General features: G+C 51.4%; 12 protein-coding genes. 3 read left to right on the top strand and 9 right to left on the bottom strand.

Annotated features, from left to right (window positions below; genetic code table 11):
* Nucleotides 1-55: 55 nt before the first annotated feature.
* On the bottom strand, nucleotides 56-1,189 hold the full coding sequence (locus MKZ24_RS26965) for a Ger(x)C family spore germination protein (protein ID WP_042234793.1): 1,134 nt from the start codon (nucleotides 1,187-1,189) through the stop codon (nucleotides 56-58).
* On the bottom strand, nucleotides 1,186-2,586 hold the full coding sequence (locus MKZ24_RS26970) for a spore germination protein (protein WP_052416214.1): 1,401 nt from the start codon (nucleotides 2,584-2,586) through the stop codon (nucleotides 1,186-1,188). The genes MKZ24_RS26965 and MKZ24_RS26970 overlap by 4 nt, the downstream gene beginning before the upstream one ends.
* 126 nt (nucleotides 2,587-2,712) lie before the next feature.
* On the opposite strand from MKZ24_RS26970, the gene MKZ24_RS26975 reads away from it, so the two are divergent.
* Complete coding sequence (locus tag MKZ24_RS26975; RefSeq protein WP_042242110.1) at nucleotides 2,713-3,780, top strand: GerAB/ArcD/ProY family transporter; 1,068 nt, start codon at nucleotides 2,713-2,715, stop codon at nucleotides 3,778-3,780.
* On the opposite strand, the gene MKZ24_RS26980 is transcribed toward MKZ24_RS26975, so the two are convergent.
* The 3 genes from MKZ24_RS26980 to MKZ24_RS26990 form a co-directional block, all read right to left on the bottom strand.
* Nucleotides 3,755-4,747, bottom strand: a complete 993-nt coding sequence (locus MKZ24_RS26980; protein ID WP_042234791.1) for a hypothetical protein — start codon at nucleotides 4,745-4,747, stop codon at nucleotides 3,755-3,757. The two genes, MKZ24_RS26975 and MKZ24_RS26980, sit on opposite strands and share 26 nt — an antisense overlap.
* A gap of 14 nt (nucleotides 4,748-4,761) precedes the next feature.
* Nucleotides 4,762-5,493, bottom strand: coding sequence for an alpha/beta fold hydrolase (locus MKZ24_RS26985; RefSeq protein ID WP_042234789.1), 732 nt, complete (start codon nucleotides 5,491-5,493; stop codon nucleotides 4,762-4,764).
* A gap of 140 nt (nucleotides 5,494-5,633) precedes the next feature.
* Complete coding sequence (locus tag MKZ24_RS26990; RefSeq protein ID WP_052416210.1) at nucleotides 5,634-5,969, bottom strand: hypothetical protein; 336 nt, start codon at nucleotides 5,967-5,969, stop codon at nucleotides 5,634-5,636.
* A 195-nt stretch (nucleotides 5,970-6,164) separates the two neighbouring features.
* Here MKZ24_RS26990 and MKZ24_RS26995 point away from each other — a divergent pair, with 195 nt between their 5' ends.
* Complete coding sequence (locus MKZ24_RS26995; RefSeq protein WP_042234787.1) at nucleotides 6,165-7,439, top strand: S8 family peptidase; 1,275 nt, start codon at nucleotides 6,165-6,167, stop codon at nucleotides 7,437-7,439.
* 247 nt (nucleotides 7,440-7,686) lie between these two features.
* Here MKZ24_RS26995 and MKZ24_RS27000 read toward each other — a convergent pair whose 3' ends face one another.
* The 4 genes from MKZ24_RS27000 to MKZ24_RS27015 all read right to left on the bottom strand — a co-directional run bounded on the left by MKZ24_RS27000 (nucleotide 7,687) and on the right by MKZ24_RS27015 (nucleotide 11,424).
* On the bottom strand, nucleotides 7,687-8,997 hold the full coding sequence (locus tag MKZ24_RS27000; protein WP_340788563.1) for an amidase: 1,311 nt from the start codon (nucleotides 8,995-8,997) through the stop codon (nucleotides 7,687-7,689).
* 200 nt (nucleotides 8,998-9,197) lie between these two features.
* Nucleotides 9,198-9,641: a hypothetical protein gene (locus tag MKZ24_RS27005; RefSeq protein ID WP_340788566.1), complete on the bottom strand. Its 444-nt coding sequence runs from the start codon at nucleotides 9,639-9,641 to the stop codon at nucleotides 9,198-9,200.
* A 53-nt stretch (nucleotides 9,642-9,694) separates the two neighbouring features.
* Complete coding sequence (locus MKZ24_RS27010; protein WP_042234785.1) at nucleotides 9,695-10,132, bottom strand: LytTR family DNA-binding domain-containing protein; 438 nt, start codon at nucleotides 10,130-10,132, stop codon at nucleotides 9,695-9,697.
* A gap of 230 nt (nucleotides 10,133-10,362) precedes the next feature.
* Nucleotides 10,363-11,424 (bottom strand): alpha/beta fold hydrolase, encoded by a 1,062-nt coding sequence (locus MKZ24_RS27015; protein ID WP_340788569.1) that lies wholly within the window; start codon nucleotides 11,422-11,424, stop codon nucleotides 10,363-10,365.
* A gap of 320 nt (nucleotides 11,425-11,744) precedes the next feature.
* Between MKZ24_RS27015 and MKZ24_RS27020 the strand changes: the two genes are divergently transcribed.
* Nucleotides 11,745-12,392, top strand: coding sequence for a hypothetical protein (locus MKZ24_RS27020; protein ID WP_042234781.1), 648 nt, complete (start codon nucleotides 11,745-11,747; stop codon nucleotides 12,390-12,392).
* Nucleotides 12,393-12,762: the final 370 nt, after the last annotated feature.

A 12,762-nucleotide genomic window follows, 5' to 3' on the forward strand; every position in this document is an offset into this window, starting at 1 on the left:
AGCTGTAACCGCAGCCCTTATGGCCGTGATAACAGCTTCTATAATTATCATATTGCTATTCCGCATCCCTAAGCGTTGTCGTGCCGTTGATATCTACCGTAACCTTAAGGTCGAGCTCTGTACTCCCGATGATATTCCGCCCGGCGAGCTTGGGATATTTCCGTTCAAACTTCTCCTGGATATCAAAAATATCGGTCCCTTTATCCTTCCACTCCTGAAACAGCGCCAGACAATTGGCTCTGATCTTCGCTGCCATGGACGCCTCCAGCTTCGCAATGTTTTCCTCGTTCAGCTTCAGCTTCCCCTGGATTAAGGATACATCGGTGTTCAGCTTAAGGATGATCTCCATCTTTAGTATGCCGTCTTTATAATCGAGCCTGGACTTGTAGCGGTTATTCTGCAGCAGCAGGCTCACCGTCTTCGTCCGGTCCTCGGGATTCTGCGTATTGATATTGCCCGATACCTCGTTATTGAGCAGGAAGTTGAAGTAGATGGACTTCTCGCTGCTCAGCCTGCCTACCATTCTATATTCTTTAATCAGTGCCAGTCCGTCCAGGAAATACTGCCCCTTCGTATCCTTATCCTTGGACACATTCATGATTGACATGGAATTCACATGATCACCGATAATCTTCTGATTCATGAACTCCCTGATGTTCAGCTTGACGCCATAGGAGGTTACGGATGCTTTGTTGCCCAGCATGTCATAGAGGTACAGGCCGGTCATAACCTCTTCCTCATGGTTGGGCTTGATGAAATCCTCAGTCTCTCCTACATACACGCCCAGAAGTGTACGTGTGCTGGATTCCTGCCACCGGTCAAAAATATCAAATGCCTGGTCCAGCCCGCCCGCCGCAAAACGTTTCGTGAAGAGGATGACTTTGTTGTGGGCAAGGGTAACCGGGGAACTGGTATGAGTTTCCAGACGGTTGAGGGCATCGCCCGGATTCTGGGTTGCTATTTTATATACAATCCTCTCCTCCTGGTTCGCCTCTTTGGAGGAGCTGCGGATCGAGTTCAGCGTCTCAAAATAAAAAATGAGATTCTCCTCCTCATCCTGATCAATCAGAATGGAGGTCACGAATGCGATGTGGTCAAGATCCCTGTAGCCCAAGCAGGAGGCCAGCAGGAAGGGCAGCACCGCCAGCATCAGTGTGACGAGTACTTTTCTGCGGAGCGACTTGATCATTTTCTGCCCCGGTACAGGAAGGGTTTCGATACTTTGCTCAGCGGTCCCCGGACCAGCACATCCAGATTGGCGGCGCGGAACGATTTCTCGGTGCCCAGCGGGAACAGATACGGATAATCACAGGATCTCAGCGATCCCAGATGGGCCACCAGCAGGATGAATCCCAGATAGAAGCCGTGCAGCCCGAAACCGGCAGACATGATGATAGAGAACACTGCCCATACAGAAATGGCCGAGGTCAGGCGCGGATTAATGAACGAGGTAATGGCATAAATCCCTGTCACGACCACCGTAGCCTGGGAAGCCAGTCCGGCGCCGACGGCAGCATCACCCAGAATCAGGGCGCCTACAATACTGAGCGCTTGTCCGATCTGATGTGGCAGCCGCCGTCCGGCTTCCCGGGAGAGCTCGAAGAACAGGAACATCAGGACCACTTCCACCACTGTCGGAAAAGGCACCCCCGAACGGGACACGGCAAGCTTGAACACAAACGCCGAAGGAATCAGCGAGAAGTGATGCGTGGTCAGCGCCACATAGAATCCCGGCAGGAGCAGCGATACCAGCACCGAGCCGAATCTCACAAAGCGCAGCAGCGTAACAAACAGCCTGTTGGTGGCATAATCATCCGGGGACTGCAGGTTCTCAAAAAAGAAACAGGGCGCGGTCAGTGCAAACGGCGTTCCATTCACAATTACGGAGATTCTGCCCTCAAACAGCTTGGCGACTACCGCATCGGGCTTCTCGGTGTATCCTATGGTATCGAACAGCGTCTTGCCCGGACTTAAGGCTTCCGCAACATACTGTGCGCCCAGCACGAATTCATTGTCCATAGCCTCCAGCTTCTGGCGGACAGTCGCGACAAGATCCTCCGGAGCCGTCCCCTCCACATAGAGCAGAACCGCCTGCGTCTTCGACTGCTTGCCCAGAATATGGCTTTCAATCTTCAGCGTCTGCGTAGCCATCCGTTTGCGGATCAGGCTGACATTGTTGACCAGCAGCTCATTGAAGCTCTCGTTCGAGCCGACGAGCGACGCTTCGAACTGCGATTTCTCGACCGGACGGGATTCCAGCTTGCGGGCGTCAAAATAAACAGCATACTGGAGCTGCTCAAAAATCAGCACCGGATCACCTGCCAGCAGATGCTCAAGCGCCTCGTCCGCATCCTTGACCTCCCCGAATTTAGCGGCATAGATGGCCTTACCGACCGCTTCTCTGCTTGTTATCCCCCCTGCCGCCTGCGACAGCGGCTCAATAATATATTGGCTCATATAGTTAGAATCACAAATGGTTTCTATATAAAAGAGAGTTATGACAGTATCATTCATCACGATATCCCGCTTAATGAAATCAAAGCAGCCGCTTAGTATAGAGGAAAGCTCACTCGCTTGTACGGTCATCCGGTTTCCCGCCCTTCTTAAGTGGTAGGGATAGTATGCCGGATTACCGGAATAATATTCCTAACAGCAGACCATACTAGACGTTAAGTCTAGACTTTTCTGAGAGAAGGTGGAATAGTGGCAAGTATGAACTCCAAACATCTGTTTTTCATCATCTGCAGCCTGGCGATTGTCACTCTTAAGACCTTCCCCTCATCGTTCATCCGGCTAGGCGGAAGAGATACCTGGATTGCCATGATTGCCGCTTCAGCCTGTATTCTTGTGTACATGTGGGTTATTCTGACGATTAAGAAGAGAACCCAAAATTATAACCTGCTCGACATCTATGCGAAATCACTCGGCAAATGGGGCGGCGGCTTTTTTTCTGTGCTTTTTTTGCTGACTCTTCTATTAACTATATTTGAAAGTGCGGGCGCTGAGGCCAGTGTCATTCACACCGGTTTCCAGCTGTTCACGCCCGTATGGGTCTTTATATTGGTCACTGCGGTAGCCACGGTCTATGTAGTCAAAAAAGGGATTGCTTCCGTAACGATTACGACCATTGTGGTGATCTTCTTCATCAGCCTGTCCGGTATGCTGCTCGCCTTCCTGACTCATAAATACAAGGACATGAAGTATATCTATCCGATTCTGGAGCATGGAGTTACCCCTGCACTGCTGCTGAGCACCCTGAAGATTCTCGGCGCACTGAGCTGTGTCACCATTATGATCCCTTACCTGGACAGTGTGCGGGACAAATCCAAGCTGCTCCTGCATACTTCGATTGCCCTGCTGTTCATTATCCAGATGCAGATCTTCTCGATGCTTGGTGTCATTACTACCTTCGGGCCGGACCGGGCAGTCAATCTACTGTTCCCCAAGCTGACACAGACCCAGATTATCAGTGCTTTTGGCTTCCTGGAGGCTGGTGAATTATTCGTTATGCTGCAGGTGGTCGCCGGCTGGTTCATCCGTTATATCGTCTGCTTCTTTGCTTTGATGGAGCTGATCCGGCTGTCGGGCCTCAAAATCAGGTTCAAGGAGCATTATATCTGCGCGCTGACGATCCTTTTCTCGTACCTGTTCTCGCGGGATTTGTTCGATATGTTCAAGCTGCTCGACTATCTGCTCTATATCCAGCTGGCCAACTTCCTGGTCATTCCGCTGATCCTCTACAGTATTTATTATTTCAAAAAGACTCCAGCTCAAGGTTGATAGTCTCCAGCATTCTGCCAATCGTATGGGTATCAAAGAATAAGCCTACACCGGCCGGTTTCGGCTCTGCGGAAAGATGATCGAATTGTGCGAAATCCCCGTACGGCCGCATTAGGTAAACGCGGGCCTCTTCATGCAGATCAGCCCAGGTCTCAAGCTTGTCCTGCTTGCTCAGATCGACTACATATACGAGCTTCCTGCCGAGATCCAAATACAGATAATCCCCGTTCCTGCGCGGCGGCTTAGGCCACCCTGAGCGCAGCAGAACCGGACGGCTGAATTCCTCCTGGGATAGATGAATGCTAATGACTTCCAGGGTGCCGGCGTCCACGGCGAGCGTCAGATGCGGCGCGAATCCGGCCAGGAAACGCAGCATCAGGGAATCCTTAAGGGAATCCTCAAACTTCCAGCCCAGTGGTACCCACCCAAGGTCGTCACCCGGCGGTTCAAGATAAAGTTTCCGCAGCAACTCCTGCAGTTCCCTTATCCCCTCTGCTTCGTAGGGTACTAAGGCCTTACTGTTAACCGGATAATTCACGACTGCCCGTTTAACGCCGTTTCGCCATCCACTGGTATCATGGTGGCGGTATAAGTCTTTCATCGGAGGCATAACGCATGTCGTTGTAGCCAAGAATAGGTCTCGCGAAGCTGGCTTCAGCTTCCGGAGAACCATTTCATCTCCCCTTCCAGGAATAGCATACTGCCGGGCTTCGGCATAATGCGGGCTTACTTCTTCCAGCACCCGTTTCACGGCTTCTTCGTTCCGCAGAGGAATAGATGTATACATATCCTCTGACAGCCAGACACTTGCAGCAATGAAATATTGCGCCAGTGCAGTCATTTCAACAGGCTGCTCCTGCGGCTCCATTCTGTGAATACTCTCCGGCGCCCGCAGGGAGCTGAAGTCGAAAGGCTCCAGCTCCGTGATATACTCAAGTCTCGTATGATTCTGAATCCAGTGATACATAGACTTACCTCCTCTTAGCGAAAAGTCTCAGACATCCATCTCTTAACCTCAGCTATATACTTCGCCTGTTCTTCATCCGGTATCATATGTCCCGACAGTGCAAACTCAACTACAGTGAAGCAGGGCACCAATGTACGATACTTCTCCAGTACTTCATCTGATATATCCGATGAGATCATAGAATCCGGATTCCTGCCGGCAAACAGCGTGACGGGAATTGCAAGCTGCGGCAGTTGTTCCGAGAAGTCCACCTCACGGGCTTCCCGCCCCATTCCCTGCAAGGCTTCCCGGCGAATATAGTTCAGAAGAGGCACCTGCTGATAGACAAGGCTGCTCCAGAACTCCACTGTTTCAAGAGACATGGCCCTGTGAACCGGCGGTTGATCAACCAGGATAAGGCCCCTCACCTGATCCTGATGCCTCAGACTCCAGGCAAGGGAATAGGCTGCTCCGCGTGAGAAGCCCAGCACAATATATTGTGCGAGCCCGCAATAATTAACTACAGTCTCAATATCGGACAGATGATCTTCCAGATCATAACCAGAATCCGGTGTAGAGCTTAAGCCGCGGCCGCGGAAGCTAAATGCAACTATATGACCCTGCAAATGGGACAGAAGCGGAATCGCCCGCTCCGCAGGTTCCCACAATCCACAGACCACTAATAGCGACGGCAGTTCAGCATTCTTCTCTCCACTCTCCAGCACATGCAGCGCCAATGATTCATTATGAATAAAATAGCTGTTCATTTGTGACTCCCCTCTGCTATGTATGATGAGTTCAATATTTCTATAATTTCACATTTCGCCGAAGGGTTCAAGGAAACATGTCCATGAGTACGCACGAAATAACAGCGCGCCTCCGAATTGACCGGAGGCGCGCTGTTGTCTTAGAAACGGGCTACAAAGAACTCACGGTTGGCAGGGACGAATTTCTGAGTACGCTGAACATTATCCGCGTCAATAATTCTAAGGGTGTAGCTGATAGTTGTCAGAGTGCTGATTGTGTTAAATTGCGCTACACCGAATTCATCAAACTGTGCCGTGGTAACGGTACCAGAGCTTCTGGTCAACGTAGCCGTCCAGCCTTGCGTTTCATAAGGGACATTGTTGTTGTTTACTGCGAGCACGATGAAATTGCTGAGAACCTGTTTGATCCGCCGTCTCTTAGGTCTTACTACCGCCGATGCTTTTGCTTTTTTGGCTATAAGGAGACGTTTTGCCATTAATGCTTTCTTCTCTGATTCTTTCAATTGCTTCACCACTTTCTGTTGGAATACAGTAGTAAATGCAACTGAAGAACCGGCCGACACGTGTTATTGCCTGATATTCATAGAAATGTAGCAGTGTCCTATATTCATAGATTCGTACCCACTGATCACCCGGCCGCATACTATGCTTCCATAGAGGTGATCACATTAATGACTGATAAGTTATGGGTTCAGCATCATACCGCCAAGCTTAACCGTCCGCTGAAGCAAAAGATCCGCAAGTCCTATACATCCACCGTGAAACCGGCTGCCCTTCCGGTCATTATACAGTTCAAGCATCCGCTGACTCCAGAGAGAATGAAGGCTCTTCAGAAGCATCTGGGGACACACGCTTTTCCGGTTAAACATCTGTTGCCCCTGCACCGCGCGGTTGCCTCACGTATTACGCTGAAATGTCTGGAGCAGGTATGCTGCTGGAACGGGGTGCATAAGGTCTATCTCGATGGCATCAAAAAAACCACCTTAAATGTCGCTACTCCGTCCATTGGTGCCACCGCCGTTCAGCGTACAAGAGGGCTTACCGGCAAAGGCGTCAATATCGCCGTGCTCGATACCGGTGTGTATCCGCATCCCGATCTGACCCGGCCTGTGAACCGGATTATAGCCTTCAAGGATTATATCAATCACCGGAAGTGTCCGTATGACGATAACGGGCACGGCACACATATTACCGGCGATGCCGCAGGGAACGGCTGGTCCAGCAAAGGTAAATACAGAGGGCCGGCACCTGAAGCAGGGATCGTCGGAATTAAGGTACTGGACAAAAACGGCGACGGTTATGACTCCACCATCATTAAAGCCATTGAATGGTGCATTGCCCGGCGCAAAAAGCTGAAGCTGCGCATCCTGTCCATGTCCTTCGGCGGACCGGTGAGCCCTTCTGCCAAGGACGATATCCTTGTCCAGGCGGTTGAGAAAGCCGTCAAAGCCGGACTCACTGTAGTTATCGCCGCCGGCAACAGCGGACCCGGGCGCAGAACGGTTGAGTCGCCCGGTATCAGTCCCTCCGCCATCACCGTCGGAGCCGTGAATGACCGCCGGACGGTGACGCAAAAGGACGACCGTATCGCCGTCTACTCCAGCCGCGGACCTGCTCCCGGCGGTAAAGTGAAGCCCGATCTTGTTGCCCCCGGCGATTCGGTGATCTCACTGCGCGCACCCGGCTCCCAGCTGGTCCGCGAACTGCCGGGAAATAAGGTTGGCAGGAAGTATTTCAAGCTGTCCGGTACCAGCATCTCCACGCCGATCGTGTCCGGTGCAGCTGCACAGCTGCTGCAGCTCCGCCCTTGCCTGACGCCCGGCCAGGTGAAGTGCCTGCTGAAGCGGAACGCCTTCTCCCTTGGCCTGAAGCCCAATACTGCAGGCAGCGGCGAGATCGATGTGCGCTTCCTGAAGCGCTGCGCCTCTAAGCCTACCGGCAAGTAGAAGCAGCCCTTAAGTGTGATGTAAGCAGCCCTTAAGCATAACGGAAGCAGCCCTTAAGCATAAGGGGATCAGCCCGCTTCCTTTTTGCTTAAGGGCATTTTTTATCCCAAAGCAACAGCGAATGGCCCGCGGTTAAACGGGAGGTGCTAAATATTGTACGGATTACAACTCGAATGCAGAGTTACCTCAATCTGAAATCCCCGGCCTGCGGATTAATGAATATCCCTGTGGAGAAATTGCTGGAGGCTTATGCGCTTGTGCATAAGTGAGGCCAGAGCTCCCGCGCCCAAGCCAGCAGTGTCTCGTCCTCCCCGTAGGTGCCGATGCACTGGAAGCCGAGCGGCATATTCCCGATCGTTGCAGCCGGCAAGCTGATTGACGGCACCCCGGCGAATCCCCAGATGGCAGGCATTCCTGCCCAGCCTGTATTGTTCTCCTCTACCTTGGGCGCCGTGCCTCCTTGGGCCGGCGACACCCACAGGTCGATGCCCTCCTGAACCATAAGTTCCTTCAGATCACGCCGCAGAATCATCTGCTGTCCCCGGTACTGCACCAGCTCCTCATCCGGAATCTGCCGGCCTCTAAGAATGGCCTCCTGAACCGGGAGGCCGTATTCTTCCCTATGCTCCGCGAACCAATGTTCATGCTCCCGCGCCAGCTCTCCCTCGATAAACCGAATCATGGCATCTCCATAGATGAATTCATCCTTCCAGGGCATATCCACGTGGCGGACTTGGTAGCCCAGCTGTTCGAGTATCCCTATCTGAGCGATGAAGACAGCTTTTACTTCCGGACTCATTAATTCCATGTACACCCCGGCGGGAACGCCGAGGACCGGCTTGCGGTCAGATATAGCGGGAATGGCTTCCCAACCCGGTACAAGCAGAGCTGCGGCGGCCTCCATACCAGGCAAATCTTGGGTGAAGAACCCGATGGTATCAAAAGAAGGCGAGAGCAGCAGCACCCCGTCCAGCTGAACCCGGCCATAGCTCGGCTTGAATCCGACCACGCCGCAGAAGGATGCAGGAGCGATGACTGAGCGCAGTGTCTGGGTACCAACCGCCAGCGGGCAGATTCCCGCAGCAACCGCAGCGGCTGAGCCTGCACTTGACCCGCCGGGAGTATGCGCGGTGTTATGCGGATTACGCGTTGCAATAGGCCCGTTATAGGCAAATTCCTCGGTAACTGTCTTCCCGGCAATCAGCGCGCCTAGGAAGCGGAGTCTTAGGACCAAAGAGCCCTCTGGTCCGGTCAACAGATCCGCGGGTAGCTGCGAACCGGCCCGGGTAGGCAGTCCCTCCACATGCAGCAAGTCCTTAACCGCCACAGGAACGCCGAATAAGGCCGGTTTGCAGTCCGCTTCGCTATAAGTATGCAGCAGCAGCGCTTTTTCCCGCCGAAGACGTTGTTCAACATCCGCTTCAGGAACAAAAGCGCGGATCTCCGGCTCGAGCTGTCCGAACCGCTCCAGGTACAAATTAAGCGATTTCTCAAGCCGGATTTCTGGTTCATCCGTACCATTCATCATCTCTATCAGTGATGAGTTGTTAAGCAGCATGATATCAGCTCCATGGAAGATTATGTATAACACCGTCTTAGTTACGCTTAACTAGCAGAATGGTAACAGGATTTTTGTATGTTTTCTAAATAAAATAAACCAAATAAAAAGCCTCCCAGGCAGATCCGGCACCAAGGCGGCTTTCGAACATTCGCTTATAAGGCTGCACTTGCGGAGGCTAACTGCTAACTGCTTACTGCTTATTTATCCCCGTCCTTCTTATACTCCTCCAGCTTCTGGTTCAGCTGCTTGGCTTCCCTTTTACCGTCAATGTGCATCATTGTGTAAACCATGGTTTTGACTACGAGAATTACGATGACGAACGGCACCAGTACTCCGTTATCGAGCAGCCGGGGACCTGTAGCGAACAGCCACAGCCATAGAATCACAAAAACATCGGCGAGGATAAAACAAATGTAGAAGCTGATTGTCTGTACTTTTTTATCAACCTCATAGGTATTCACCAGTGCATAGCGGAAGCAAGTAAATGCCAAGGCCCCCAGGAACAGCTGCATAAACAGCGAGCCGTTGATCGTCTCCGTAGAACTCAGAGCCAGCACAACCGCCGCAAGTACCGTCAAAAAGCCGCAGGCCTTTAACAGATCTTTCACGAAAAAAGATATATATTTACCGGTTGTAATCATGATATTCCCTCCCGAATATTAAGCAGTTCATTTCTTCCAGCACGAATCATCCGTTACAGCCCTAATTTTTGTTTAAGCACAGGAACATACTGTCTGGAGATATAGACCTTTTCACCGTTTTGCAGCAGCGCTTCGTATCTGCCATAGAGTACCGGACTCAGTGATTTGATTTTGGCAATATTCAGGATGGTCGATTTGGATGCTCTGAAAAAGTCGCCATGCTCGAAATCCATTTCCAGCTCATACAGCTTAAGACGGGATTCATACACCTTCTCGTGGCAATAAATGAACACCTTATGATCCACCGCCTCGAAGTAATACACATCCCTTGGACTAATGATATGCAGCTGCAACTCGGTCATCCCGATCAGCTTTCTGGAGCTGGAGTTCACGGAGTAGATTAACCTGAGCAAAGATTCATCCGGGTCGTTGCACCTTAGAATAATTTCAGGCTCACCGCCCTCCGGAACGTTCTCAATTGTAATTTTCATCGCCCATCGCCTCCTGCGCTTCTCCTTACAGTTACAGTATATTTTTGCCAAAAGACTTATACAATGGCCTTTGCGCAAGCTGCGCTACAGCGGCTTCAAGCTGCAATTTCAGCAGGTCAGGATACTGTATACAAAAAGAAACGGCAGCACCGTCCTTTGGATTAGGATAGTACGCCGTTTTCTTCTCAGCTTCCGCTGCAATCGCTAGTGTGCCGCCCAGAGAACGTGCGCTATTGCGGTAATTTAGCCCATGTCTCGTTCAGCCACTGTGCAAACTTCTCTTTCTCTTCGAACTGCGGATAATGCGCCGACTGGTCGAACACCACGAACTCCTTATGCGGCGCCTCCAGCTCGTCCAGGTATTTACGAGCTTCATTCACCGAGGTCATCAGATCGAATTGCCCCATCACGAAATATACGGGAATATCAATCTGATCCACCAGCTCCGTGATATCATGCTCTGTTAACTCTGCCTGCAGGTTAAGCTCCGACATCGAATTCCCCTTGAAGAATCGAATGGCATCAAGCAAATTATACTCTGTACCGAACAGCAATCCCTGGAAGATATCCGCATTATCGTTAATCAGCCTTGCTGAACCGCCGTATTCGCGGATTTTATCCCGGGGGGTAATCTGTCCTCCTTCAGTAATCGGTTCCCTTAGCAGCTCCAGTTCTTCCGCCTCTGCGTCATTACCGGCAAGCCCCGCCTGAGCAATCATGAATTGCAGACTCTCCAGCTTGCTGTTAACCCAATTGGCCGTCTGGCCGATTCCGATATAGGCACTGAACTTGTCCGGTGCCTTGCTTGCCGCCTGTGTGGCTATGTATGTACCATAGGAGTGGCCGATCAGCAGCACTTTCTTCTGGTTGAACTCCTGCTCAAGATAATCCGTCAGCGCCAATAAATCATCTGCCAGCATTTCTGACGACAGATTCGAATAGTCTTCTGAGAAATGATAGGACTTCCCGCTGCCCCTCTGGTCATACTGAACTACGGTGAAATTCTGCTCCAGCAGATCCTGATATTTCCGTACATACGGAGTCTCAGGGACCCCTGGCCCGCCATGCACAAAAATCACCAGCGGATTGCTCCGGTCCTTCCCCCGGATCATCACTTCCTGCTTCGTGCCGTTAATAGTTATCTGCTTAAGGATGCTTACGCTGTTGCCGCCTTTGATGCCTGGAGTCCATGTCGGGAAGACTAATCCGCCTCCTACGAGCAGGACGATTAGCAGCAGGCCAAACCATAATATCCGCAAAGCTATTCTTCGCTTACCTCTGTGTTTCTTCAATCTTGAATCCTCCTCAGTATTTACCAAGCCCTGATTTCCCACCTTATCACATCAATGGCAGATCAAGTATGATCCAAGTCGCTTTCTGGCCTGAATATGGGGAGTGTTTCGATGTGAAATAAGATACCCTTGCTGTGCGGTAATACGGTATAATAACCGGTATAGGTCGTGAAGCACACGCCGCCGCAATAGAACGTTTGTCTGGAGCTAACCTTCCAGATACGTTGTATTGCGGCGGCTTTTCTTGTATCGGGATTGGATTGGATCGGATCGTATCAGGTCAGCTCAAGGGTCAAACTACTCGCAAGGGAGATGCGGCAATGTCGAGATTTGAACAGTACTATGATGAATGGCTGCAGGAACAGATTCATGCGGAGACAGGTGCAATTCGCTTGGAGCTGCTCCAAAAAGGTCTAGGGCACGGAACCAGAGAATTTCTTCGCTCTGTCTGGTTTCCCGCTATCGGAAATTTCAATCATCTCTTTCCGGAATGGGAGGTCCGGGATTTCAATAACGGCTACCGCTATTTGGATCTGGCGTATATGCCCGGTGGAGCAAAAGGCGGAATCGAGATCCAGGGCTTCGGCCCTCATGCCAGAGATCTGGATGTCAGAAGATTCAAAGACTTGTGCAGACGGCATTGTTTACTCGCACTGGATGGCTGGACCTTTCTGCCGATCGCTTACCCGTCCATCACGGAAGAACCTCAGCTATGCCAGCAGCTGGTGCTCGCTTTTATTGGCAGATTCATAGCCACGGACGTATCTGCATCCTTATCCTGGCTGGAGGCAGAGACCGTCCGCCTGGCCCGGCGTATGCTGCGGCCGCTGACTCCGCTGGAGCTTGCCCGGCACCTCAAGATATGCGACCGTCAGTCCAGACGCATTCTTCATGATCTCGTTGATCTGCAGATCCTGGATGTCGCGAGTGGTTCCCATCGGGCGCGGACTTACAAGCTTCGGCTGTAACGGAGTGAATCACCTGCAAGCGCAGGAGAGCACCGAGCCGCAATGGATACGACTATGCAATGGGTACAACTAGTAGTAACTAGTAGTAACTAGGGTATCTAGTAATGAGGTAACACTCGAGTAATAGGCAAGAAATTCCCGAGCCGCAATCGAATAACTGTTGAGCAGCGCCTGCACTTTAGGTACACCACTCCAATGAAGCGGACTGAGATGCGCTTATTTTGCTGAAAGTGGGGCTTTTCCAATGGCTCGCGGACTGAGATTCCTCTATTTGCTCCTAAATCACTCCAAAACACCCCTCCGAGCAGAAATAACGGATTTTCAGTCCGCGAACTATCCAAAACCGTCCATAAATCCAAAATAACCGAAT

It is taken from the genome of Paenibacillus sp. FSL R7-0297, from assembly GCF_038009025.1.
Lineage (GTDB): Bacteria > Bacillota > Bacilli > Paenibacillales > Paenibacillaceae > Paenibacillus_AQ.

What these genes read in the sequence shown, in the direction of transcription:
- MKZ24_RS26965 (WP_042234793.1), bottom strand. Translation starts at nt 1,189, where the DNA reads ATGATCAAGTCGCTCCGCAGAAAAGTACTCGTCACACTGATGCTGGCG.
- MKZ24_RS26970 (WP_052416214.1), bottom strand. Translation starts at nt 2,586, where the DNA reads ATGACCGTACAAGCGAGTGAGCTTTCCTCTATACTAAGCGGCTGCTTT.
- MKZ24_RS26975 (WP_042242110.1), top strand. Translation starts at nt 2,713, where the DNA reads ATGAACTCCAAACATCTGTTTTTCATCATCTGCAGCCTGGCGATTGTC.
- MKZ24_RS26980 (WP_042234791.1), bottom strand. Translation starts at nt 4,747, where the DNA reads ATGTATCACTGGATTCAGAATCATACGAGACTTGAGTATATCACGGAG.
- MKZ24_RS26985 (WP_042234789.1), bottom strand. Translation starts at nt 5,493, where the DNA reads ATGAACAGCTATTTTATTCATAATGAATCATTGGCGCTGCATGTGCTG.
- MKZ24_RS26990 (WP_052416210.1), bottom strand. Translation starts at nt 5,969, where the DNA reads ATGGCAAAACGTCTCCTTATAGCCAAAAAAGCAAAAGCATCGGCGGTA.
- MKZ24_RS26995 (WP_042234787.1), top strand. Translation starts at nt 6,165, where the DNA reads ATGACTGATAAGTTATGGGTTCAGCATCATACCGCCAAGCTTAACCGT.
- MKZ24_RS27000 (WP_340788563.1), bottom strand. Translation starts at nt 8,997, where the DNA reads ATGCTGCTTAACAACTCATCACTGATAGAGATGATGAATGGTACGGAT.
- MKZ24_RS27005 (WP_340788566.1), bottom strand. Translation starts at nt 9,641, where the DNA reads ATGATTACAACCGGTAAATATATATCTTTTTTCGTGAAAGATCTGTTA.
- MKZ24_RS27010 (WP_042234785.1), bottom strand. Translation starts at nt 10,132, where the DNA reads ATGAAAATTACAATTGAGAACGTTCCGGAGGGCGGTGAGCCTGAAATT.
- MKZ24_RS27020 (WP_042234781.1), top strand. Translation starts at nt 11,745, where the DNA reads ATGTCGAGATTTGAACAGTACTATGATGAATGGCTGCAGGAACAGATT.